19 protein-coding genes and 1 tRNA gene are annotated in these 23,260 nt (G+C 67.9%); 11 read left to right on the top strand and 9 right to left on the bottom strand.

Annotated elements, in window-relative coordinates; all coding sequences use genetic code 11:
* Positions 1-11 precede the first annotated feature (11 nt).
* A complete protein-coding gene (locus L6Q96_10120) occupies positions 12-272 on the top strand; it encodes a type II toxin-antitoxin system prevent-host-death family antitoxin (protein ID MCK6554919.1) in 261 nt (86 codons plus the stop codon).
* The gene (locus L6Q96_10115; GenBank protein MCK6554918.1) at positions 269-673 is read left to right on the top strand and encodes a type II toxin-antitoxin system VapC family toxin; all 405 of its coding nucleotides are present in this window, start codon (positions 269-271) and stop codon (positions 671-673) included. The genes L6Q96_10120 and L6Q96_10115 overlap by 4 nt, the downstream gene beginning before the upstream one ends.
* Before the next feature lie 164 nt (positions 674-837).
* On the opposite strand, the gene L6Q96_10110 is transcribed toward L6Q96_10115, so the two are convergent.
* From L6Q96_10110 to L6Q96_10100, 3 genes are all read right to left on the bottom strand, one after another.
* Positions 838-911: transfer RNA gene (locus L6Q96_10110), tRNA-Arg, on the bottom strand.
* Between the two features lie 136 nt (positions 912-1,047).
* On the bottom strand, positions 1,048-1,641 hold the full coding sequence (pgsA, locus tag L6Q96_10105; protein ID MCK6554917.1) for a CDP-diacylglycerol--glycerol-3-phosphate 3-phosphatidyltransferase: 594 nt from the start codon (positions 1,639-1,641) through the stop codon (positions 1,048-1,050).
* Between the two features lie 20 nt (positions 1,642-1,661).
* Entirely contained in the window at positions 1,662-2,303 is a 642-nt protein-coding gene (locus tag L6Q96_10100; GenBank protein ID MCK6554916.1) for a lytic transglycosylase domain-containing protein, read from the bottom strand.
* A 92-nt stretch (positions 2,304-2,395) separates the two neighbouring features.
* On the opposite strand from L6Q96_10100, the gene nadB reads away from it, so the two are divergent.
* Both nadB and L6Q96_10090 read left to right on the top strand, forming a co-directional pair.
* Positions 2,396-4,099, top strand: a complete 1,704-nt coding sequence (gene nadB, locus L6Q96_10095) for an L-aspartate oxidase (protein ID MCK6554915.1) — start codon at positions 2,396-2,398, stop codon at positions 4,097-4,099.
* Positions 4,096-5,043, top strand: coding sequence for a ribose-phosphate pyrophosphokinase (locus L6Q96_10090; protein MCK6554914.1), 948 nt, complete (start codon positions 4,096-4,098; stop codon positions 5,041-5,043). Before nadB ends, L6Q96_10090 begins: the two co-directional genes overlap by 4 nt.
* 56 nt (positions 5,044-5,099) lie before the next feature.
* Here the strand turns inward: L6Q96_10090 and L6Q96_10085 are convergent, their stop codons facing one another.
* Complete coding sequence (locus tag L6Q96_10085) at positions 5,100-6,263, bottom strand: acetyl-CoA acetyltransferase (GenBank protein MCK6554913.1); 1,164 nt, start codon at positions 6,261-6,263, stop codon at positions 5,100-5,102.
* The gene (locus tag L6Q96_10080) at positions 6,260-6,679 is read right to left on the bottom strand and encodes an OB-fold domain-containing protein (protein ID MCK6554912.1); all 420 of its coding nucleotides are present in this window, start codon (positions 6,677-6,679) and stop codon (positions 6,260-6,262) included. Before L6Q96_10080 ends, L6Q96_10085 begins: the two co-directional genes overlap by 4 nt.
* 199 nt (positions 6,680-6,878) lie before the next feature.
* Here L6Q96_10080 and L6Q96_10075 point away from each other — a divergent pair, with 199 nt between their 5' ends.
* Positions 6,879-7,832 (top strand): HEAT repeat domain-containing protein, encoded by a 954-nt coding sequence (locus tag L6Q96_10075; protein ID MCK6554911.1) that lies wholly within the window; start codon positions 6,879-6,881, stop codon positions 7,830-7,832.
* A gap of 1 nt (position 7,833) precedes the next feature.
* Entirely contained in the window at positions 7,834-9,597 is a 1,764-nt protein-coding gene (locus tag L6Q96_10070) for a hypothetical protein (GenBank protein MCK6554910.1), read from the top strand.
* Positions 9,598-9,950: 353 nt separating this feature from the next.
* Here the strand turns inward: L6Q96_10070 and L6Q96_10065 are convergent, their stop codons facing one another.
* From L6Q96_10065 to L6Q96_10055, 3 genes are all read right to left on the bottom strand, one after another.
* Positions 9,951-10,403 (bottom strand): hypothetical protein, encoded by a 453-nt coding sequence (locus L6Q96_10065; GenBank protein MCK6554909.1) that lies wholly within the window; start codon positions 10,401-10,403, stop codon positions 9,951-9,953.
* Between the two features lie 125 nt (positions 10,404-10,528).
* Positions 10,529-12,289 carry a dynamin family protein gene (locus L6Q96_10060; protein MCK6554908.1) on the bottom strand — a complete coding sequence of 587 codons (1,761 nt, stop codon included), beginning with the start codon at positions 12,287-12,289 and terminating at the stop codon, positions 10,529-10,531.
* Positions 12,286-14,094 carry a dynamin family protein gene (locus tag L6Q96_10055; protein ID MCK6554907.1) on the bottom strand — a complete coding sequence of 603 codons (1,809 nt, stop codon included), beginning with the start codon at positions 14,092-14,094 and terminating at the stop codon, positions 12,286-12,288. Before L6Q96_10055 ends, L6Q96_10060 begins: the two co-directional genes overlap by 4 nt.
* Positions 14,095-14,350: 256 nt before the next feature.
* Between L6Q96_10055 and L6Q96_10050 the strand changes: the two genes are divergently transcribed.
* On the top strand, positions 14,351-16,945 hold the full coding sequence (locus L6Q96_10050; GenBank protein ID MCK6554906.1) for a hypothetical protein: 2,595 nt from the start codon (positions 14,351-14,353) through the stop codon (positions 16,943-16,945).
* 156 nt (positions 16,946-17,101) lie between these two features.
* Here the strand turns inward: L6Q96_10050 and acnA are convergent, their stop codons facing one another.
* Positions 17,102-19,768: an aconitate hydratase AcnA gene (gene acnA / locus L6Q96_10045; protein ID MCK6554905.1), complete on the bottom strand. Its 2,667-nt coding sequence runs from the start codon at positions 19,766-19,768 to the stop codon at positions 17,102-17,104.
* A gap of 215 nt (positions 19,769-19,983) precedes the next feature.
* Between acnA and L6Q96_10040 the strand changes: the two genes are divergently transcribed.
* From L6Q96_10040 to L6Q96_10025, 4 genes are all read left to right on the top strand, one after another.
* Positions 19,984-20,595 carry a hypothetical protein gene (locus tag L6Q96_10040; protein ID MCK6554904.1) on the top strand — a complete coding sequence of 204 codons (612 nt, stop codon included), beginning with the start codon at positions 19,984-19,986 and terminating at the stop codon, positions 20,593-20,595.
* A gap of 33 nt (positions 20,596-20,628) precedes the next feature.
* Positions 20,629-20,784 (top strand): hypothetical protein, encoded by a 156-nt coding sequence (locus tag L6Q96_10035; protein MCK6554903.1) that lies wholly within the window; start codon positions 20,629-20,631, stop codon positions 20,782-20,784.
* A 45-nt stretch (positions 20,785-20,829) separates the two neighbouring features.
* Positions 20,830-21,954 (top strand): glycosyltransferase, encoded by a 1,125-nt coding sequence (locus tag L6Q96_10030; GenBank protein MCK6554902.1) that lies wholly within the window; start codon positions 20,830-20,832, stop codon positions 21,952-21,954.
* A 290-nt stretch (positions 21,955-22,244) separates the two neighbouring features.
* Complete coding sequence (locus tag L6Q96_10025) at positions 22,245-23,072, top strand: hypothetical protein (GenBank protein MCK6554901.1); 828 nt, start codon at positions 22,245-22,247, stop codon at positions 23,070-23,072.
* Positions 23,073-23,260 lie beyond the last annotated feature (188 nt).

Below are 23,260 nucleotides of genomic sequence, written 5' to 3'. Positions count from 1 at the left end.
AATGTGGCCACATGGACGTCGGGGTACGGGAACTCAAACAGAACCTCTCCGCCTATCTCGAGCGCGCCGCCCGCGGTGAGACGATTCGGGTGACCGATCGCGGCCTCCCCAAGGCGATCCTCGGGCCGGTCCCCGGTGCCGTTCGCCTCGACCGGGGTCTTGCCGAGGGCTGGATCGCGGCGCCCACGTCACGTGCCCGCGCGGGGCACGTGCGCCGCGCCCGCGCAGCGGTGCGAACCGACGACGTGCTGGCCGAGGACCGTGGGGAGTGAGCCTGTACGTCGACACGAGCGCCTTGCTCAAGCGTTACATCAGCGAGGACGAGAGCGACGCCTGCGAGCGCATTCTGCTGGGCGACCCCTCTTGGATCACGGCCCGACACACCTGGGTGGAGGTCGTCCGCAATCTTGCCAGGTTACTCGCCGGTTCCGACCGCACGCGCATGAAGAAGACCTTCGCCGCCGACTGGTTGCGCTTCCACGTCATCGAGCTCGACGACACGACGTGCCGGCGGGCCGGCGAGATGGCAGAGACGCTCCAGGTCCGCACGCTCGATGCGCTGCACCTCGCCGCAGCCGAGCGCGCCGGGGGCTCGGCGCTGCCGTTCGTCACGTACGACCTCCGCCAGGCACAGGCGGCGCGTTCGCTCGGCTGGACTGTCCTCGGCCGCTAGAAGGCTCTGGCTGCGATATCGGCGGAACGGAAGTTCGCGGCCGGCCTCTTGCCGCCCTTCCTCCAGGGCTGGCCGGCGGCGCTCGAAGGAGCGCCGCCGCGACTGACACACAACGTCGCGTCCCGCATCCGGGGGGGGGCGGCGACCTGTGATTGAAAATCGAGCGCGCCCTGCATGATTCGAACATGCGACCTCTTGGTTCGTAGCCAAGCGCTCTATCCACCTGAGCTAAGGGCGCGTATCGCCGGGGGGACTGGTGAGGTACCACGCGACCGCGGCTGGCGCAAGAAGCACGGCGGGCAAGGGCAGGGGACGCCCCCGGGCTGTTCCGGCCTTCGCTTGAGCGCGTAACACCCTGACACCTCGAACGCACCTCACCCGCGCACCATCTGCCGAATCACCTTGACGTGGTAGTCGATGCCCGACCACAGGCCGATCGCCAGCGAGAACCACAGGAAGTACATGCCCGCGGCGTAGAAATCGATGCCGAGGAAGTCGTAGTGCAGCAGCAACCCGTGCACCGCCAGCATCTGGAAGACCGTCTTGTACTTGCCCAGCTCCTCCGCCGCCAGCACCACTCCCTCGCCGACCGCGATGGCACGCAGGCCGGTTACCGCGATCTCCCGGCCGACGATCACCACCACCATCCATGCCGGAACCGCCGGCTGCCGATCCATACCGACGAGCATGACTAGCGCCGCCGCCACCAGCAGCTTGTCCGCCATCGGGTCGAGCAGCTTGCCGAACGTCGTTGTGATGTTCCAGCGTCGCGCCAGGTAACCGTCGAAGAAGTCGGACCAGCAGGCCACGAAGAAGGTTGCCGCCGCCGCCAGACTCGCCGCGCGCCCCGGGTGCATCAGCAGCACCACCAGCAGCGGGATGAGGAGAATACGGATGACCGTGAGCAGATTCGGCAGGTTGGCCAGGCCGACAAACGATACCACAGGGGTCTGCGTCGGCGGGCGCACGTCCGAAATCGTCGGCGGCACTAGCCGCCCGCGTGCCATTGCTCGCGCAAATAAAGGTCGCGGAAACGCAGGACACGGCTCAGGTACTGCCACGTTTCCGGATAGGGCGGCACGCCGCCGTTGCGGTCCACCGCGCCCTCGCCGGCATTGTAGGCCGCCAGCGCCAGCCGCAAATTGCCGCCATAGCGATCGAGCAGGTAGCGCAGGTGCCTGACTCCGCCCTCGACGTTCTGCCGGGGTTCGAAGCTGCGCCAGACGTTGTGCATCCGCGCCGTGCCCGGCATGAGCTGCATCAGCCCTCGTGCCCCCTTCGGCGATACCGCGTGGGGGGAGAAATCCGACTCCGCACGAATCACCGCCTTGACGAGCGCCGTGTCGACTCCGTGCCGTTTCGAAACCTCGTGAATGATACCGTCGAAGGCCCGGCGGCGTGCTCCGTCAATGCGCCCGAGGCGCCCCGAGCCCCACGCCCGCCAGGTTCGTACCGCGTTCCAGGAGGAAACCTCGGGCATGTAGTAGTTGTAGCGCGGGTCGCTCGGCACGTTCGTGAAATGCAGGACCCCGCGCCGGTCCTTGTACATATACACGTCGGCGCGGGCCGCCACGCCCGACGCGAGCAACGCAAGTACGGCAACCGCTTGCCAGACTCTCCGCACCGGCATCGTTGCGCACGCTACTGTGGATGGCGCGGTTCGTCAATTCGTATTTCGCTGCGTGGCGAGCCTGCGCAGGCCTGTGCTATGCGACAAAAAGCATGGAGAGCGATTTCCTCGTCATCGGCAGTGGGCTTGCCGGGTTGACCTTCGCCCTGCAGGCGGCGCGACACGGCCGGGTCACCGTGGTCACCAAGGACCGGCTTCTCGAAAGCGCCACCCAGTACGCTCAGGGCGGCATCGCGGCGGTGTGGAGCCCGGAGGACTCGTTCGACGCGCACGGCCGCGATACGATGCGCGCCGGTGCCGACCTCTGCCACTCCGACGTTGTCGACCTCGTTGTTCGCGAGGGGCCGGACCGCATCCGCGACCTGATCGCTCTGGGCACCAGGTTTTCGCTGCGCCCCGGCTCTGACGATGCCGCCGGTGAAGGCGGTTACGACCTCGGCCGCGAAGGCGGCCATAGCTACCGCCGCGTCCTGCACGCTTCCGACGTCACCGGTTCGGAGATAATGCGCGCCCTTGCCGAGGCCGTGCGCCGCGAGCCGAACATCGCAGTGCGCGAACGCCATCTCGCCGTCGATCTGATCGTCGATGCCAGGCTCGATCCGGCGATCGCCACGCCGACTTGCTGGGGGGCCTACCTCCTCGACGTGGAAACCGGACAGGTAGTCACGATGTCGGCGCGCGCGACCCTGCTGGCGACCGGCGGTGCGGGCAAAGTCTACCTGTACACCAGCAACCCCGACATTGCCTCCGGCGACGGCATCGCCATGGCCTACCGCGCCGGCGTCCCGGTTGCCAACATGGAGTTCATCCAGTTCCACCCGACTTGCCTCTTCCACCCACAGGCGAAGTCGTTCCTGGTTACCGAGGCCATGCGCGGCGAGGGCGCCGTCTTGCGCCGTCCGGAAGGCGAGCCGTTCATGCGCCGCTATCATCCCGATGCCGAGTTGGCGCCGCGCGATATCGTCGCCCGGGCCATCGACAACGAGATGAAGGTGCACGGCTACGAGCACGTCTACCTCGACATCACGCACCGCGGCGCCGACTTCGTCCGGCAGCGCTTCCCGCACATATACGAACGCTGCCTTACCTACGGCATCGACATCACCCGCCAGCCCATTCCCGTCGTGCCGGCGGCGCATTACTGCTGCGGCGGCGCCGTTACCGACGCCCGGGGCGCAACGGCAGTACGCCGTCTGTTCGCCGCCGGCGAGGTGGCGATGACCGGCCTGCACGGCGCCAACCGCCTGGCGTCCAACTCGCTCCTCGAAGCGGTCGTTTTCGGCCACCGCGCCGCGGCCGCCGCCGTTGCCCTGCTCGCCGCCGAACGCACCCTGCCGCCGACGCTGCCACCGTGGAACCCCGGCCAGGCCGTCGACAGCGACGAGTCCGTGGTCGTATCGCAGAACTGGGACGAGATCCGGCGCGTTATGTGGAACTACGTCGGCATCGTGCGGTCGAATCGGCGGCTGGCGCGCGCGCTGACGCGCATCACCCTCCTGCAGGAGGAGATCCGCGACTACTACTGGGACTTCCTCATCACCGGCGATCTGATCGAACTGCGCAATATCGCCCTGGTCGCCGAGCTGATCGTCAAGTCGGCGATCACGCGCAAGGAAAGCCGCGGCTTGCACTACAACATCGACCATCCGAAGCGCGACGACGCGGCGTGGCGGCACGACACCGTGCTGGTGCCCGGAGCGCCGTTTGCGCTGGAGACCGATTTCATGGAGTCCCTGGGCAGGCGCGGGGCCGCGGTGCGCCCTTACGGACTGAGCGCGGCCGAGGCGGCGTCGTGAACGAGGGCGAAATGCTCGTGTTTGCCGGCAGTGCCAGCCCGCGGTTGACGGGTCGGATATGCGCCGATCTCGGCGTCGCGGTTGCCGCCGGAGAGCTGCGCCGCTTTTCCGAAGGGAACCTCTTCGTGCACGTCAAGGAGAACGTGCGCGGGCGCGAGGTTTTCATTGTGCAGTCGACCGTCTTTCCGACCAACGACAACTTCATGGAACTGCTGTTCTGGATCGACGCACTCAAGCGCGCCAGCGCCGAGTCCGTCACCGTCGTCATGCCGTACTTCAGCTACGCCAAGGGCGACAAGAAAGACGAGCCGCGCGTGTCGATCCGGGCGCGCGTGTGCGCCGACGCCATCGAGGCGGCGGGGGCGGACCGGGTTGTCACGCTGGATCTGCACGCGCCTCAGATCCAGGGGTTCTTTCGAGTGCCGGTCGACGTCCTCTACGGCCTGCCGGTGTTGTGTGCGGCGCTGCGGACCAAGGCCCTCCCCGATCTCGTGGTTGTCTCGCCCGATATCGGCTTCGCCAAGCAAGCCCGCAAGTACGCCGCGTTCCTCGATACCTCGATCGCCATCGTCGACAAGGAGCGCCGGAATCACAACGAGCGCGCCGAGGCACTGGAAATCATCGGGGACGTACAGGGACGCACGGCGGTGATCGTCGACGACTTCACCATCTCGGCCCACACGCTGACCTCCGCCGCGACCCTGCTGGTCGAACGGGGGGCCGACGCCGTGTATGCGATGGTGACCCACGGGGTTTTCGCGCCCGGGTCGATGGAGCGTCTCGATGCGAGCCCGATTCGGCGCTTGCTGGTGACGGACTCGATCGAGACGCAACCGGTGCGCTTTGCGGACAAGATCGAGGTGGTCTCGGTTGCCCCGCTGTTCGCCGAAGCGATCCGGCGCATCCATCAGCGCGAGAGCGTCAGCGTGCTGTTCCCCGCGTGAAACGAGGCGGTCGATAAATGAGCAGGGGCCGGGCGGTTGACCGCGCGGCCGTCGCCCTACTTTTCCCGGGCCAGAATTGCCGTCGCGGCGGCGCTCCAGATGCCGCCGGTGCCGTGGCAAAGGGCGATGCGGGCGTCCGGAACCTGGCGCGGCCCGCACTCGCCGCGTAACTGGTGCACCGCCTCGATGAGTGTGAAAATACCGTACATGCCCGTGTGGGTGTACGAGAGGCCGCCGCCGTTGGTGTTCATCGGGAACTCGCCGCCCGGTGCCGTGCGCTGTCCGCTGACGAAGGGCCCACCCTCGCCGCGTTCGCAGAAGCCGAGGGCCTCGAGGGCGAGGATCGGCGTGATCGTGAAGGCGTCGTACAGTTCGGCAACGTCGATGTCGGCATGGCTCACGCCGGCCATGCGGAAGGCCCGGGCCCCGGCGACCTCGGCCGCAATCCAGCGGGAAAAAGACGGCATCTGACTGACCATCTGGTGCGTCGCGCATGTTCCCGTGCCGAGCACGTAGACGGGAGGCTTGCGAAGGTCGACGGCCCGTTCGGCCGCAGTGATGACGACGGCGCCGCCACCGTCGGTGACCAGGCAACAGTCGAGCAGGTGGAACGGCCATGACACCCATCGCGAGGCCAGTACCTCGGCGATCGTCAGCCGATCGCGCATGAGTGCCCGGGGGTTCAATGCCGCCCATTTGCGCGTTGCCACGGCGACTTCGGCCAGTTGCTCGTGAGTGGTGCCGAACTCGTACATGTGCCGGCTTGCCATCAGGCCGTAGCCGGTCACCGGTCCCACGTGCCCGTACGGAAGCTCGAACTGCGCGTTGACGGAATCGTCGCCACGGCGCATCGCCGGCATGCCGACGCGCGAGGCCCCGCTTTCGCCGTGCGTGATCAGGGCTACCTCGCAAAGACCGGCGGCGATCGCCGCCATTGCGTGTTCGACGTGCAGCAGGAAGGAGCAGCCCCCGACCTGCGTGCCGCCGACGAACCGCGGCTGCAGACCCAGGTATTCCGGCACGTCGCAGGCCATGTTGCGCCCGGAAGTGAACACGGCGTCGATGTCCTCGCGGGCGACGCCGGCATCGGCGATCGCGTTGGCCGCGGCTTCCAGGTGTAACTGCAACGCCGACTTGTGCGGCAACTTGCCGAGTTCGTCGGACTCCGCGACGCCGACGATCGCCACTGTGCCGCGCAGGGCCTGACTGTCACGAATCATCGCGCCCCTCGTGGCCTGAACTTCGGTAGAACCACTCCCTCGCCGGCCGCCTCGAAGACCACTTCAACCGGCATATCGCAGCGCAACCGGGCCGGGTCCGGGTCGATCCCGACTAGCTCCGTCATCAGGCGAGGTCCTTCGTCGAGCTCGACCATCGCCAGGACGATCGGCCCGGGACCGACGTGCTTCGGCGGCCGCTGGTTGATCACAAAGCTGTGCAACCGGCCGCGGCCCCCGACGGTCACCCACTCGAGATCGCGCGACCAGCAATACGGGCACAGGGGTCGCGGGTAGAAGTGATACGCATTACAGGTACGGCACCGGGGCAGGCGCAGAACGCGGTTGCGAACGCCCTCCCAGAACGGCGCCGTCTCGGGCGTCGGGGCGAACCGGGGGAACGAGTCGACGGAGGCCATGCCGGCACGGGTACACGCCCGACGCGGGTCTCGCAAGGTGCCTCCGCGCGATAGGTCTTGCTTGACGCCATGGGGGCTGACAGAGTACCTGATGTTTGTTCCGTCGTGTACGGAGAGGTGGCGACGAAAAATTGCGCCGGGCCTGTGAAGGGCCCGCGACCGGCGGGGCCCGCGAAAACCGGTCGGGGGAAGGTGTGAGATGATGCGCAGTCAGTCGGCCCGCTGCCCGGTGGCAGTCGGGCTCGTTCTGGTCGGACTTTTGGGGACCGGTGCCGCTCAGGGGCAGGTGCCCGTGGACACGAAGCACGGCCCGGCGATCCTCGGGGCGTGGCAGTCGGCCGTGCCGGCGGAGCGTCTGGCGCTGATGGCGGCGCTGCTCGACGATCGGGCCAACGCCACCCTGGCTTTGCGGGCGGCGGTGGTCGCTGGCGACGCGCCGACGCGCGCGGCGGCCTGCAGGCTCCTCGGTGAGATGCGCGACCGCGCGTCCCTGCCGGCACTGCTGGCTGCGACCCACGATGCCGAACCGGCCGTGCAGGCGCACGCGGTGACCGCGCTGCGCATTCTCCGCGACCCCGCGGCGGCACCCCGTTTGCGGGAGCTGGTACGCGGTGCGGCCGACCGGGCCGTCTTGAAACGTGCCATGGCGGCGCTCGCCGAAGTGGGCGCGGACGCCGACCAGGTCATCGTGCGTTCCCGTCTGACCGATCCGGACATTTCCGTAAGAGTTATCGCGGCGGGTTCGCTGGCCATGCTGGGCAGCCCCGAGGCGGAAGCGGTGTTGCTCGCGGCCATCGACGGCGATGATGCCCGGGCACAGAAGAACGCGACTTACGCCCTCGGTTTCGTTGGCACCGCGACCGCGCGTGCCAGGCTCGCGGATATCCTCGCCGACCCGCGCGGGCGCTGGAAGAGCTATGCCGCAATGGGCATGGCGCAGATGGATGCCGCCGTGCAGACCCCGGCGGCACAGGCCGCAGCCTTCGAGCGGCTTGCCCGCGGAACGGACCGGATCGTGGCGCACTGGGCCATGGATCGTCTGGCCGACACCCCGGGGCCCGAGGCGGACGCCGCTTTGGAACGGCTTGCCGGCCGTTCCGGACGGGCTGGGCAGCGCGCCGTCGTCAGGCTGCGTACCAGAGGAGGGCGGTGAGGTGACGACGTTGCATGCGCAGGCCAGGCGGATTTCGGTCCGCGTCTCCGCCGCGGCGGTGTTGTTAACGATGCTCGGTGCGAGTGCCCCGGCACTTGCCCACGATAACGTGGTCGTGCACCGGGGCATGGGTGAGGAATCGGTTCGCCGGCTCAATAACCCGTTCTTACTGCCCTACCTGACCGAAGTGGGCGAAGGGTCTTACGCCGAGGACGTTCCGGCTACCCGGTCGCTCGGGCACTTCTACAACCCGGAAACCGACAGCGCGCCGTGGTTTGCCCTCGGCTCGGGCCCGGCATGGCAAAACAGTCAGGACCAGTTCAACGCCGCGCTCACCGAGTACAACAACAATAATCTCGTCGGGACCGACGCGGCGTTCCATCGCATGGGCCGGGCACTGCACTTCATTCAGGACATGACCTCGCCGGCCCACGTGCACGACGACCAGCACGCCACCGACGACGAGGACTTCGAAGGCTGGGGTCCGAACCACTTCTTCGATTACGATTATTCGGCCGTGGCGCCGAAATATGCGGCGGTGCTGACCGCCGAGGGTTTCGTGAAAGAGATCGCCCGCCTCGCTTACGACATGACCTTGTACCAGGTGGACATCGACGAGGACGAGGGCGCGCAGCCGGCGAGCGAGTACAAGGACATGTTTCCCTCTCTGCATTGGGAGGACGGCGGTTTCTGGGGCGACGACGTGTGGGAGGTCGATCGCATCGGGACCTTCGATTGCTACGGCAACGGCGTCTTTTGCAATGACGGCTGGTGGGTGGTCGACGAGAACATGGTCGAGGACAACAGCGGCCGCGGCGGTGCACGCCGGTTGCGCGGCTTTGCGTACGTGGAGAACACCGGTGGCAATTCCGCCGAGCCGGTGCCGGTTGTCTTCAAGGCGGTCCCGAATACGGCCGCCGAAACGATGTTGCGGCTTTACGGGCGACTTCTGTATCCCGAGGCGGTGGCCTACGGAGCGGGTCTGTTGCAGGTCTTCGCCGATGCGGTCGGAGCGCCGCCGGTACCGACCGCGACGGCCACCGCGGCGATGACGGCCACGCCGAGCGCAACCGCGACGCCGACCGAGGAAGGTCCCCCTGTGCCGACGGCGACCCCAACCGTGTCGGGCGTGCCGTCCGCGACGCCGACTCCGGTACCGCCTTCGGCAACGCCGACACCGACGGCAACGGCGACACCGCCAGGACTCTGTGGACCGACGCCGCGCAGTGACTGCCGCGGGTCGATCGCGGCGGAGAAGGGGAGCATCTTCGTCAGGGACCGCAGCGGCACCCTGGGCGATCACTTCAAGTGGAAGTGGAGTAAGGGGACGGCGACGACGGTCGCGGATTTCGGCGACCCATTGACCGCTACCAACTATGCCGTGTGCGTCTACGACACGACGGCGGGTGTGGAGGCGTTGCGGATGACTCTGCGGATCCCTGCGAGCGGCGACTGCGGAGGTCGCCTGTGCTGGCGGGCGATCGGCGACGACGGCTTCAAATACTCCGATGCGGCGCTGACCCCGGACGGGGTGCACAAAGTGCTGATGCGGGCCGGCACCGCGGGGCGAGCGCGCCTGCAGGTCTCCGCCCGTGGCCCAGTGCTCGGCTTGCCGCCCCAGACCAACGGCAGCATCTTTGCGCAGGATCCCCGCGTGGTCGTCCAACTCGTGAACGACTTACCGGGCGGAGCGTGCTGGGAAAGTCGTTTCAGCAGTCCGGCGACCAGGAACTCGTTCGAGCAGTTCAAAGACAAGTCCGACTAGAGGCAGCAAGATACCCGGCCCGACCGACCGTCGGCCGCAACCCATGGCCCGATCGGCCATGCCCATCCGACTTCTTCGCGCCGTGCGCGCAAACTCGGAGATTGTAAATCAGGGGCGAACCGGATCGATCGAGTTGCGTGACTGCTTCCGTGTCCAGCAAGACAAGACGCGGGTAAAGACCGGGGCACAGATGAAGGGGCGGGCTCGCGAGCCCGCCCCGGGTGTCGTACAGGCGTGCCGCTACATCGACTCGCGCGCTAGGTGCGCCGTTCGTACCACCCGCGCGAGTCGTTGCGGCGATGTCCCGGCCCGCCCGCCGATGGCCGCCTGAGCCGAACGGCGGGCGCCGCCGTTCAGGGCTGCGGCGTCGGGGTCCGCGTCGGCACCGGAGTCGGCGGCGGCGTGAAACAGAGGCACTGCGTCATGGTGCAGGTGCCATCCTGCCGGCCCTGGTTCTGCTCCCATTTCTGCGTGAGGCACATTAAGGTCAGCCAGACGCCGCCGCAGTCGTTCTGGTTGGCCAGCTCGAAAACGTAGTTGCAGTTCGTACCCGTGGCGCAGTCGCACTTGGATAGACTGCAGTTGTTAGGTGCAGTCCAACTGCGTTTGCCGCAGTTCAGGAAGACCTGCATCTGCTCGCAGGTCTCGGGACTGACCTCGAACTCGGCCAGGCACTGGTTGTCGACGGGCGGTTCGTCGTCGCCGCCGCAACCGCCGCCAGCCAGAGCGAACGCCAGCGCGGCCGCGGCGGCCGCACCCATCCCAACCCTGCGTACGATTCGTCCGAAGTTCTGCAACTGCCTCATAAAAACCCCCTCCCCTCGTTCAATTTGCCTGGCTGCGACGTGCACCGCACGCGCCCCCGCAGACGATCCATTGCCATATTTTCGGCAGATACGTCCAGTCCGAAGTGTATCTATTTCGCGTTTGCTCACCCGCTACCGAGTTCGGCCCGCCAGAGCTCGGGTAAGCTGCAAAGCCGGTCGAGGGCCGCTCTCGCCTCGCCGACCCGCTCCCGCGTGGCACTGCGAGCCTGTGCGGCGTCGGCGTCCAGCGCCGAGCGCGCCCGGCCGGCGACGTGCCTGGCGAGGCTGGCAGCCCGGCGGCCGAGCGCGGCGCGGGTACCCGCGCGTACGGCCAGCAGATAGGCGGCCAGAAGGAGAGCGGCGTTCAGGAGAAAATCGACGCCGGCGTACGTGCCGGCGACGAACCCGGCGCCGACCCGGTAAAGCATCCACGCCAGGAACGCATAGACCGGTGCGTCCAGTGGCCAGCGCGCCAGGCGCCACGCCGGGTGCGCTGCCAGGGTGGGAAGGTTGACGTCTACGACCTGCGTCCACGCGTGCTCGACCGCCGCGGCTATGCGGTTCCGGACCGTGGCCAGCGGCGGCAGGGCAAAGGCGTTGGGGGTGCCGGTGAGCCGAGCGCTGCGCAGGCGCGCCGGTGCCAGGGCCTCGATGTACCAGGTTTCCAGGTCCAGCGGCGCCGGGGTCAGTGGGCGCGCGTCGGCCAGCCTTTCGTTGCGGCGCGCCGTGTCGGCGCGCCCGGCGGCGAGGGCCCCCGCGGCTGCGCCCGCCGCAGCGAGGGGATGCCGTCGCAACAGGAGTCCCGCCGTGCCGAGTCCGAGGGCGGTCGGACCTCCCGTTCGCAGCGCCCAGCCGACCGGCCCGTCCCAGCGACGGGCGACTTCGAGGCAGAGCAGGGCGGTGAGATCGGAGCGTTGCAGTTCGGCGCGGACAGAGACTTCGTCCCCGGCGCGGCGGGCGATAGCGCCGAGCCCGTCGGCGACTTCGTCCGGCAGTGCCGCCAGATCCGGCGCGACGTCGTCACGTGCGGCGTCGAAGACCCGCGCCAGCCGCGCGGCGCCTCCGAGTGCATTGAGTCGTCGTGCCGTGCGCACCGCCGGTTCCCGCGTCAGTCGATCGAGAACGGCGCGGAAGGCGACCCACTCCGTTGTGCCAGGCGTGTTTCTTGCGTCTCTAGCGCTCAGAGCCACGACCTGGGCCTCCGGAACGGCGAAGCGCGCAGTGGCCAAGGTCCGCACCTGTTCGAGCAGTGCGGCGCGTGCCTCCGGGGTCAGCTCGTCGCTGCGGTTCAATATGAACACCATGCGCCGCCGCTCTGCGAAGGCGTCGAGAAACGACACGGCGGCGGCTTCGACGACCGATTGATGATGCAGCACGACCAGCAGGACGTCGCTGCGCTGGGCCAGCGCGTTGACGACGGCACGGTGTGAACGGTCGAGGCCGTTGATGTCGGGCGCGTCCACGAGCACATGCGCAGCCCACGGGCCCGGCGACTGGTGCCGCACGATCTGAGCGACACGGTCGACACCGATTTCCGGGGCAGCCGCTGCCGCCGCGGCGAGCAGCCTGCCGACGTCGGCTTCCGCGGGGGCGTATATGGTAGGCCGCCGCGTCGTCGGTCGATCCACACCCTCTTCGGCGATGGTCCGACCGGCGAGCGCGTTGAGTAAAGTGGACTTCCCGGCTCCCGTCGCCCCGACCAGTGTAATCACGGCCACGTCGTCGAGCCGTTCGAGCTGGCGATCGATGTCGGTGAGCAGGTCGTCGATCTCCGGGCGGCGGCCGACGACGGCCCGCAGTCCGGTTACGCGATCGACGTCGGCGTGAACCCTGTCGCGCAGACCGCGCAGCGTGGGGAGAAGTGCCGGCGGGGCGAGATCGGTCACGTTTCTACTCCCTCTGTAGCTTGCAGTCTGCACTGCGCCGCCAGGGCCTCGATCTGCAAGGCAGTCTTGCCGTCGCGCTCGGCGGCGGCGCGTAGCCGCGGCACGGTTGCCGGGAGGGCGGCCGCCGCAATCAAGTTGGAGAGTTGACGCCCGCGCATCTCGGCCCAACGCCGGCGGGCATCGGCCATTACGCCGCTACCGAGCACGTGGGCGTACTTCTCCATGACGAACGTGCTGAGAGCGCCGCCGCCGGCGGCGGCGAGGTCGGTGCCCAGGCCCCCGGTCTTGACGATAACCGCTGCCGCCAGCGCCAGCGGCAGCACGGTTGCGATGTCCGCCGCGACCTGAATGTCGAGATCGAAGCCGCGCTCCGCGATCGCGGTTTCGACGAGCCCCTCGCACGCCGACTGAAAGGCCGCGGTGTCGACCGGCGCGGTCAGCAGTTCATCGTCCGCCTGCGTGCAGGCGGCGCCGCTCCGTCCGTCGGCAAGGTCCGCGTCGAGGAGCTCGCCGACCGCGGCCGGGAGGCCCCGCCGAGCCGGGTGCCGCGCCTCGGGACCCAGATCGCGTACGAGTTCCTCCCAGAAGCCCGGCCAGACGCGCCGCAACTCCTCACGCTCGCAAGCGGCGAGAGCCTGCGTCATGTTTTCCGTCCCCGTGTGCCGCGTGCCGCGCAACCAGGCCGGAACGCTCTCGACGGCAAGGCGCAACTGGCGCAATCCGTTGCGCCACGAACGGCTCAAAGGGTTGCTGCGCCGATCGAGGACGGCGCGAAAGGCTTCGATGAAGGGACCCGCCGGCATGGCGGCGGCCGCAATGCGGCTGCCGGCGCCGAAAGTGTGTTCGCCGGCGGCGTCGAGAAGTGCCTGAGCCCGGCGGGTGCCGGCGGTCAGGGCGGCAACCACCGCGCCGACGCGTTCGTGCAGTCGCTCCAGCGCCGCGCGAAACGCACTTGCCTTGAGGGTGGCGACGGTTTCGAGCGCACCAAGGTACTGGCGCAGGGTGCGTCGCGTCCCGCTCGCCTGGTCGAGACCGATTTCCACCGGGTGAAGGCGGGCCGTGCCACGCTGGATGGCCAGGTCGTGCGCGGCCGCGAACAGGGCGAGCGGCGCCGTGCCGAGATCGGCAGCCAGTTTGGCGGCATGGGCTCGGGTGACGTCGTCGTCTATGGATTCGTTGTAGACCAGCAGCCAGGGGCGCCCGTGCGCCAGCCAGCGCTCGAGAAACAGGACCACCTCGCGGTTTTGATAGGAATGTCGCGTGACGACGGCGACGATCAGGTCGGCGACGGCAAGTAACGACTCGCTCACCAGCCGGTTGTCCGCCAGTATGCTGTCGAAGTCAGGGGCGTCGATCGGGAGCAAGGTCGGCGGCAGGCCCGGTTCGGTGGCCACCAGCAGCTCCGTCGGGTCCGCTCCGACCGCGACATCTGCCACGGTTGTCGTTGCGCCCGGCGGGACGGGCCGGAAGCGAAAGCGCGCCAGTGCGGGCTCGGTCGTGAGTCGTCGAAGGAGGTCCGGGTGTGCTGCGCCCACGAGGCGGCGCGTTACCCCACCGGCGGGCAGCGACGGACTGACGTCCCGTCCGACCAGGGCGTTGAGCAGGGCGGACTTGCCGGCGTTGTTGGGTCCGACGATGCCAACCACCAGGTAAGGTTCGCCCCCCGCCGTGCGGGGCAGGAGGTCGCGCTGCAGGAGATCGATTGCTGCCGCGGCTTCGGGGAGCCCGGGTGACAGCGGATCGAGAGCGTCGCGGAGGGCGCGCAGCGAACCCGCCAGGCTCGGGTCGGCAGGCCTCGCCTCCATCACGTCCCTCCATGGCGCCGCATGGAAACCGGCATCGGCTGTGCATAGCGCGTCGCCGGGTTCGAAGGCAAAGCCCGCACCGCGGCTTGTCGGCTACAGAAAACGCTGGACGAACTCGTTGACCCACCCGCGTCTGCCCCGTATGGTCGAGAGCAGTCAGCCGTAATTTGATCGAAGGACGGGCGGCAGAGCCGAGTGCGTTCGTTGCCCGCGTGGGAAGGCGAGCCGTCGTGGCGTTTGCCGAAGGGAGAAAGTCATGACCGATGTAAGACCGCTGCCGTGGGCACCGGTACTGGCGATGGTGCTGTCGATAGGGATCGGCGCGCCGTTGGCCGCGTACGCTGCGGACCGATGTCTGACCGGGAGCTCGGCGGTGAGCGGAGCTACCGGAGCCGGTGACGCGGCGGAGGTTGCCGCGGCGCGGGCCGCGATCGAGGCGGCCTGTCCGTGTGCCGGCGCTGGTGACCGCGGAACGTATCTGCGCTGTGCCCGTGGGGTGATTGGCGCCCAAAGGGCGGCGACCGCAGTGCGCCATCAATGTGCCGCCGAATTGCGTCGCATGGTGCGCAAGTCGACGTGCGGGTACCCGTCCACGCCCGGGAACGAGTTCGTTGCCTGTGTGCGGAAGCGTGCCGCATCGGGCCGCGTTTCCTGCGGTATCCAGAAGGCCGGTGCGTGTGTCCAGCGCCGGGTGGACGAGACTCGGATTGCCTGCCCGAGTTTCGACTTTTGCATCGATGCGGCGGATTCGGACGGAGATCTATTGATTACCACTGCTGATTCCGGGGCCTGCGGCAGTTGCGGGAACGGAACGGTTCAGAGCGGACGCGAGCAGTGCGACGGCGCGGCCGACGCCGCTTGCCCGGGGAAATGTCTGGGCAACTGCCAGTGCGCGGTCTGCGGCAATGGCAGCGTGGAACAGCCGGTGGAACAGTGCGAAGGCTTGCTCGGCGCGTGTCCGGGCCTGTGCAATCCGGACTGCACGTGTCCGCCGGTGGTGGGTGTGACCACGGACATACCGAGCGGCGCGCAACCGCCGAACACGCCCGGTTCTCCTGGCGTTACCGTTACCAACCCCAGGCTGATCACCCAGTTCGGCGGCACGAGCTTCAGCCTCAACAACGCGCGCTTCGTGCGTTTCCACTGGGACGTCCCGGCGCTCGGGCCGGAAGCGATACTGATTCTGGTTCCAGGTTTCGAGGGTGGTGCCAACGATTTCAAGCTGCTGGCCGAGAACCTTCTGCCTCGCGCCCTGGAAGACCACGGCCTGGTAGTGGAGGTGTGGGCCTTCGATCGCCGCACCAACCAGCTCGAGGACCTCGTCGGGCTCGATCTTGCTGAGGGATTGCTCGATGCCGATGTCGCACTCGACTGGTTGTTCGGCGCCGAGCTGGGTCTCACACTGCATCCGGTCCTGGCGGCGGGTCCGAACCGGCGGGCGGTCTTTTACAATCCGTCCGACGATGTTCCCTTCCTTGCCAACTGGACCAATCTCGTCTTCACGCGGGATATAGACGCGGTCGTAACCGCGGCTGCCGCAGTCGTGCCGAACGGCAATATCTTCCTCGGAGGCCACTCGGCGGGAACGGGTTTCGCGGCGCGATATGCGGCGACGGACTTCAACTTGTCCGGCATCGGTCCCGCCGACCCGGGCCACGCTCGTCTTCGGGGCCTGGTGCTTATCGAGGGCACGGGCGGATCGACGGCGGGATCGCCCCTGACCGCCGATACGCTGGATCGTATCGAAGCCAAGTTCGACGGGGGCCTGTTTGGGGCAGTTCGCGACGGCGCCGCACGTTGCGTTGACGGCGCCACTCCTTGCACGATTGCGACCGAGGCGACGGACTGTGCGGGATTGCCGTCGACGAAGTGTACAGAACCGGTGCCGGCGTACGCGGTTAACCCGCTTCTCAACGCCCGCATACTCGCGGCGGTAGAGCCGGTGGCGATTCAAGGGGCTACCGATCCTGACGGCGGACGGATCATCCTGCAGGTCGACCAGGGTGCGCCGGGCAATAACGCCGTTGCCGTGGTGCCCGACCTGGGGGGACTGTCGGTGCTCCCGAGTGGGACCGTGCAGGGGGGATTGGGTGGGTTTGTAGACGACGACGGATTCATCGCCGGCGTGGCGGCCTTCGTGGCGACGTCGGTGGGTGCCCCGGGGCCGACGCTAGGCGGATTGCAAACGTGGCTCGACGTGACGGAGGGGGGCTTCCCGGCGACGGCAACTCCCAACAACGGACCGGCCCCGACGACAGTGACGAGCGCCCGCTGGGGGCAGGAAAAGGAAGTCACGCGCTTCGATCGCTTTCTTACGACTTTCTACGACGGCGGAAGCAATTTCACCGACTGGTACTATCCGACTGCCGGCCCGTCGACGACCAGTGTGTCGGGCACGTGTACGGCGGGCACTTGCACGGTGGGCAACGTCGGGGCGACCTGTTCGGCGAACACGGATTGCTCGCAGTCGATAAGTCTCGACTCGACGGCGCTGTCGGTGGGCAGGGGACGGCGCGACATCGAGAACCTGACGCAGGCTGCGAGCATCGGCATTCCAGTCATCGGCTTCGGGGCGACGAACGGACTGGTTACGGTGCCCGGGCGCTTTGTGGCGTTTGCGCAAAGCATCGGCCCGTGCTCGGCGCCCAGTTGTTCGGGGGGTACCCCGCGGGTGGTCGATCCGACGTTACCAAGCGAGGCCTTTCCGACCTTCGGGAATGTCGCCGGCGGTTGCGAGGTACACCTCAGCGAAGGCTTCGCGCATGTGGACGTGCTGACGGCCGAGGACACCTCCGACAATAACGTACTGGCGCCGCTGGCGGCATTCCTGGCGAGGAACGTGGCGCCTTGAGGAAGAGGAGGGGCCGTTAGACTGGTGACGACGCGCGGCAAGGCCCCGGCGGCGGCCTGGCGGCCCAGGGCCTTGCCGCGCGCCGCTTTCGCTGGTGCCGCGAGTCGATGGGGGCGAGGACGGCAGCGCTGGGATTCCCCCCGTTTGCCAACCGGGCTATCCCGCGCGGGATAGCGTGCGCAAGACGCACTGCAGGATGCCGCCGTGGCGGTAGTACTCGACCTCGTCGAGCGTATCGATACGGCAGCGGACGACAATCGTTTCGACCCTGCCGTCGGCTCGCGCGATCCGCACGCTCACGTCCATGCGCGGGGTGATGCCGCCGGCGATCCCGGCGATGTCGAAGACCTCGCTGCCGTCGAGACCCAGGGTTCGGCGCGTCGCGCCGTCGCGGAATTGCAGCGGCAGCACCCCCATGCCGACGAGGTTCGAGCGATGGATCCGCTCGAAGCTCTCGACCAGAACGGCGCGCACGCCGAGCAGGAGGGTCCCCTTGGCTGCCCAGTCGCGGGACGATCCCGTTCCGTACTCCTTGCCGGCGACCACCACCAGAGGTACGCCCGCGGCTTTGTAACGCATCGCCGCATCGTAAATGCTCATCGGCGCCCCGTCGGGCATGTACCGCGTCACCCCGCCCGTGGTGCCGGGGGCCATCTCGTTGCGCAAGCGGATGTTCGCGAAGGTGCCGCGCATCATTACTTCGTGATTCCCGCGCCGCGCACCGTAGGAGTTGAAGTCTGCCGGCTGCACGCCGTGCTCGATCAGATACCGGCCGGCGGGGCTGTCCGCTTTGATGCTGCCGGCCGGGGAGATGTGGTCGGTCGTGACGCTGTCTCCGAGGATTGCCAGGGGACGGGCGCCGGCAATGTCGTCGAGTGCGCCCGGGGCCGGCGGCATGCCGTCGAAGTAAGGCGGCCGCTTGACGTAGGTGCTGGTGCCGTCCCACCCGTACGTCAGTCCCGCCGACATGGCGATGGCCTGCCAGTGCGGATCGCCCGTGAAGACGTCGGCGTAGCGACGGCGGAACATGTCGGCCGACAGCACGCGATCGACGGTCTCCCGGATCTCGCGGTTGGACGGCCAGATGTCGCGCAGATAAACGGGCGTCCCGTCGGCGCCCATGCCGAGCGGGGTGCTGGTCAGATCGCGACGAATCGAGCCCGCCAGAGCGTAGGCAACGACCAGCGGCGGCGAGGCGAGGTAGTTGGCCCGCACCTGCGAGTGAACGCGGCCCTCGAAGTTGCGATTGCCCGAGAGCACGGCGCAGACCACGAGGTCGCCGGCCTCGACCGCCTGCGCGACCGGCTCGGGCAGCGGCCCCGAGTTGCCGATACACGTGGTACACCCGTAGCCGACGAGATCGAACCCGAGCGCCCCCAGATCTCGATCGAGGCCGGCGGCACGGAGATAGTCCGTTACCACCTGCGAACCCGGCGCCAGCGACGTCTTGACCCACGGCTTGGCGCGCAGTCCGCGCGCCAGGCCGTTACGAGCCAACAGGCCGGCGGCGAGCATCACGGACGGATTCGAGGTGTTGGTGCAACTGGTGATCGCGGCGATGACCACGTCGCCGTGCGTCAGGGCGTAGTCGGTTCCCGTCACCGGTGCGCGCTGCCGCAGGCGTGCGTCTTCGGCGGTCGGATCGATGCCGAGCATGGCCGGGAGTTGGCGTTCGAATTCGGCGGCCCCATCGGCGAGGCGCACGCGGTCTTGCGGCCGCCTGGGACCGGCGATCGACGGCTCCACTTTGCCGAGGTCGAGTTCCAGCGTCGCGCTGAACGCCGGCGCAGGAGTGTCGGCGCCGCGCCAGAGGCCCTGGGCTTTGGCGTATGCTTCGACGAGAGCGGCGCGTGCGGCGGCCCGGCCGCTGAAGCGAAGGAAGCGCACGGTCTCGGCGTCGATCGGGAAGAAGCCGCAGGTGGCGCCGTACTCCGGAGCCATGTTGGCGATGGTGGCGCGGTCCGGAAGCGAGAGCTGATCGAGGCCGGGTCCGAAGAACTCGACGAACTTCCCCACCACCCCGTGGGCGCGCAGCATCTGGGTTACGGTGAGCACTATGTCGGTGGCGGTTGCCCCCTCCTTGAGGAGGCCGTGCAGCTTGAAGCCCACTACCTCGGGAACCAGCATGGAAAGCGGCTGGCCCAGCATGGCCGCTTCCGCCTCGATGCCGCCGACGCCCCAGCCGAGCACGGCGAGGCCGTTGATCATCGTCGTATGACTGTCCGTGCCGAGAACCGTGTCGGGGTACGCGGTCGGACTCCCGTTGCCGGCGTCGGTCCACACCACCTGCGCGAGGTACTCGAGATTCACCTGGTGGCATATCCCGGTGCCGGGGGGCACGACCCGGAAGTTGTCGAAGGCTTGCTGGCCCCAGCGCAGGAAAGCGTAACGTTCGCCGTTGCGGGCGAATTCCAGTTCGACGTTGCGCGCGAAGGCCTGCGAATTGCCGAAGGCGTCGACCATGACCGAGTGATCGATCACCAGATCGACGGGCTTGATGGGGTTGATGCGGCGCGGATCGCCGCCGAGAGCGGCGATGGCGTCGCGCATGGCGGCGAGGTCGACCACGGCGGGAACGCCGGTGAAGTCCTGCATGAGCACGCGCGCCGGGAAGAAAGCGATTTCGCGCTCCGATCGCCGGTTGCTCAGCCACGCGGCGACGGCCTTGATCTGGTCGAGGTCGACAGTGCACCCGTTCTCGTGGCGCAGCAGATTTTCCAGGAGCACCTTGAGCGAGTAGGGGAGGCGACTCACGTCGCCGAGGCCGGCTGCCGCGGCGGCCTCGAGGCTGAAGTAAGAGTATGCGTGCCCTTCCACGGTCAGGGTGCGGCGTGTGTGCAGGCTGTCGATGCTGTCTCCGGCCACGGTTCGGTTCCTTTCGGAGGGAGTGTTACCGGCACTTGTGCCACGTTCCGGACCCGGAGGGTAGAGAAAGGAGCGTGCAAGTCGGCGTTGCCCGGCATGGTGGGCCGTGCAAGGTCCTTTTCCCGACGATTCAGGAGTGGTAGCGTGCGGCGAGGAGTTCAGGAGGGGATTTCATGCGCACAGCAATGGACGAGAAGATGTGGTGGCTGGCCGTGGCGGTGCTGCTCACAGGCATGCCTGCGGCGGCTCAGACCCCGACGCCCACGCCGGGACTGCCGACGGCGACCCCGACGCCGACGTGTACGGCAAGAGCAGTTCCGGAGCTTTGCGCCGGTGCGAAGAAGTTGCTCGTGACGTGGACCGCGAAGGACCCCGGGGCGATCCGACTGGCCGTGTCGGCGACGAACTGCCCGGCCATCCCGGCGTGCGGCCTGGCGGGCGACGGCGAACTGGTGTCGGAGCCGCCGGTGGCGGTGACGGTTAGCGATGCGGCCGGACTCGTGCTCGCCAGGACGCTGACGGCGCCGGGGGTGAACGCGGGCGGCTGCCCGGGTGGGCACGACACGTATCGCGACAAGGACCGCCTGCGTTTCGTGTTCGGCGAAGGCGGCCGCGCTACCGTGATTGGCAAGGTGCGCATCCCGCAGGCGGGTACCACGGCCCCGGTGGTGACGCCGCCGTTGAGCGTGACCATCGGCGATGCGTGCGGCACGTTGTTCCGGACCAGCGTGGGCACGTGCTCGTGGCGCGTATCCAGCAGCCGCACCGACGTGAAGTGCTATTGATCGGGGCCGGATGTTGACCTGCCGAGGGCTGCGGTGAGGCTGCTCTGGCTGCTGGTGGTGATCGGTCTGGTGGTGTTCCTGCTGCGGTCCGTCAGGTCGACGGATCGAGAGACGCCGAAGCGGCGGCGCGACGACGACGAGGACCCGCCGGACGAGGACGTCTGGGCGGCGATCGACCACTTCAAGTGAACCCGGTTCGCCGAGGCGGGCGGGGGCGGGAGCGGAGACACGGGGATGGTTCGGATCGTCGTGGTGGCGGCACTGGTCTGGAGCGTTTATGCGCTGCGGGGGCGGCGCTGGTTCATCGCGCCGCGGTTGAGCGCGCCGCAGGACGGGGTAGCGCCGGCGCGCGTGGTGGCGATCGTGCCGGCACGCAACGAGGCGGCGGAGTTGCCGCTGACGCTGCCGCAGTTGTTGCAACAGGGAAACGGGACTTTGCAGGTAGTCCTGGTCGACGACCATTCCGCCGACGGGACGGCGGACGTGGCGCGTCGTCTGGCGGCGGCGACCGGGGCCTCGGAGCGGCTCCACGTCATGACGCCACCCCCGTTGCCGGCGGGGTGGACGGGTAAGGTCTGGGCGCAACAGTACGGTTTCGAAGCGGCCAGGGCATTACGGCCCGAGTGGGTGTGGTTGACCGACGCCGACATCCGCCACGAGCCGGAAGTGCTGGAGCGGCTGCTAACGACCGCCGCTCACGAACGGCGCGATTTCGTTTCGGTGATGGCGCGGCTGCGCTGTGAAACCGGCTGGGAGCGGCTGCTGATCCCGGCTTTCACGTACTTCTTCGCGGGTATTTATTCGTTTGCGCGGGTCGCGGACGAACGGGCGGCGACGGCCGCGGCGGCAGGCGGGTGCATGTTGATCCGTACCGAGGTCCTCGACCGGATCGGGGGGTTGGGGGCCGTGCGCGACGCCGTCATTGACGACGTATCGCTGGCGCGGGCGTGCAAGGCAGTGGGGGCGAGGTTGTGGCTCGGTTACGACGCGGGGGTCAATTCGATCCGCGGTTATGACACCCTCGCCGGTGTGTGGGGCATGGTGGCGCGAACGGCGTACACCCAGCTCGGGCGCAATCCGCTGGCACTGGTCGGGTGTGTCGCCGGTCTGGCGCTGGTGTTCTTCGTGCCGCCGGCGGCACTGCTGTGCGGCCAAGGGGCGATGCGCCTGTTCGGGTTGCTCGGCTATGCCGCGATGGTGCGCACATATCTGCCGATGGTCGAGTACCTCGGTGTGTCGCGGCCGTGGGCGCTCATGTTGCCGGTGGCGGCGGCGCTCTACGCCGGCATGACGGTGTCGTCTGCCTGGCGTCATCACCGCGGTGCGGGCGCCGGGTGGAAGGGCCGAGCATACGGCTGAGAACACGGAGTCTTCGGATGCCGGCGCCCCGGGGATTCTGACTCACCTCCGACAGCGGCAAGAAATTGCGTTGACATTGCGATTGCGGGTCTGTTACGGACAGATGAACCGAGGCCCGTGCGGCCACGTTTACGGCGCGATCAGTGGAGTGGCAAGGGTGGGGGCGCGTGCCGGTTGGATGAAACGCAGGGGGTGGTATGTTCGGGAATACGGCCGGTCGATCGAATAGCCTGGCGCCCGGGTTTCCGGGTGGCGGGAGGGGTGTCCGCGGGAGCATCGCGAAGATCCTCGTGACCGTTGTCGTTGCGGGTGCATTGAACAGCTTGCCGGGTGTCGCCCTGGCCCAGTCGGGATGTTGTTTCTGCGCGGGCTGCGGAGCGTATCAGCCGGAGCCGTTTTGCTTCGACGCGGTGAGCTTCTCTGCCTGCGTGAGTTTCTGCCGACAGCACGCCTTCGGCTGTCAACCGCAGTTCGGTACCAATCAATCCTGCGGGGGCGGCTGTGCGTCGCACGCGCCGATCCCGACCCTTACGCCGACCGTGACGCCGACGGTGACCCCCACGCCCATCCCCACCCCGACCACGAGATGGTGCTGCCAGTATCAGACGAACTGCGACGAGCTCGATCCCTGGGAAGTGACTTCCTCGCCCCCTAACTGCATCAAACACGTTCCGCACGGGACGCCGATCGCCGAAGCGGCGTGTATCAACGATCGCTGTGTGACTTATGCACCCACACGCGTGCCCACCTCGACGCCCACTTTGACCCCGACAATCCCGGCGGACTACGCCATCGATCATTTCCGATGCTACAAGGCGAAGGCCTCGGAAATCCGCTTCGGCGCCAAACTCACCGACGTCCACTTCGGCGATGTCGAGACCTTCACCAGCGCTGGCGCGAAGCCGGCTTTTTTCTGCGATCCCGTTAAGGTGGAGGAGCCGAGCAAGACGCCGGTGCCCGTACGGAACCCATACGACAAGCTCCTCTGCTACGAACTCGGCGACAATTCGCCAAGGTTCGAGAGCCGGAGCGTCCAGGTGCGCAACCGCATTGGTTCCCCTCAGGTGATGGTCAAATCGCCAAAAATGATTTGCATTCCCTCGAGAATCGGGCAGTAAGTGCCGGCACATATGTTCGACGACGCGAAGCGGTGGAGGTGGAGCATGCTAAGCCTCAGGGTAGGCAGGCCCCAGGGCGCCGTGTGGCTTCTCGCGCTGGCGCTGCTGTCGATGGCTGCGGCTGGGCATGCGCGGGCCGCCGACACGCTCGGCTGCTGTTACTGTAAGGGGTGCGAGCAAGTTCCGTC

This window comes from Candidatus Binatia bacterium (genome assembly GCA_023150935.1).
Lineage (GTDB): Bacteria > Desulfobacterota > Binatia > HRBIN30 > HRBIN30 > JAKLJW01.
Note: the sequence above shows the minus strand (reverse complement) of the source record. Positions and strands in the feature narration are given on the sequence as shown.

Excerpts from the sequence above, each read along its gene's own strand:
- L6Q96_10120 (MCK6554919.1), top strand. The coding sequence starts at position 12 with ATGGACGTCGGGGTACGGGAACTCAAACAGAACCTCTCCGCCTATCTC.
- L6Q96_10100 (MCK6554916.1), bottom strand. The coding sequence starts at position 2,303 with ATGCCGGTGCGGAGAGTCTGGCAAGCGGTTGCCGTACTTGCGTTGCTC.
- nadB (MCK6554915.1), top strand. The coding sequence starts at position 2,396 with ATGGAGAGCGATTTCCTCGTCATCGGCAGTGGGCTTGCCGGGTTGACC.
- L6Q96_10085 (MCK6554913.1), bottom strand. The coding sequence starts at position 6,263 with ATGATTCGTGACAGTCAGGCCCTGCGCGGCACAGTGGCGATCGTCGGC.
- L6Q96_10080 (MCK6554912.1), bottom strand. The coding sequence starts at position 6,679 with ATGGCCTCCGTCGACTCGTTCCCCCGGTTCGCCCCGACGCCCGAGACG.
- L6Q96_10075 (MCK6554911.1), top strand. The coding sequence starts at position 6,879 with ATGATGCGCAGTCAGTCGGCCCGCTGCCCGGTGGCAGTCGGGCTCGTT.
- L6Q96_10065 (MCK6554909.1), bottom strand. The coding sequence starts at position 10,403 with ATGAGGCAGTTGCAGAACTTCGGACGAATCGTACGCAGGGTTGGGATG.
- L6Q96_10055 (MCK6554907.1), bottom strand. The coding sequence starts at position 14,094 with ATGGAGGCGAGGCCTGCCGACCCGAGCCTGGCGGGTTCGCTGCGCGCC.
- L6Q96_10050 (MCK6554906.1), top strand. The coding sequence starts at position 14,351 with ATGACCGATGTAAGACCGCTGCCGTGGGCACCGGTACTGGCGATGGTG.
- L6Q96_10040 (MCK6554904.1), top strand. The coding sequence starts at position 19,984 with ATGCGCACAGCAATGGACGAGAAGATGTGGTGGCTGGCCGTGGCGGTG.
- L6Q96_10030 (MCK6554902.1), top strand. The coding sequence starts at position 20,830 with ATGGTTCGGATCGTCGTGGTGGCGGCACTGGTCTGGAGCGTTTATGCG.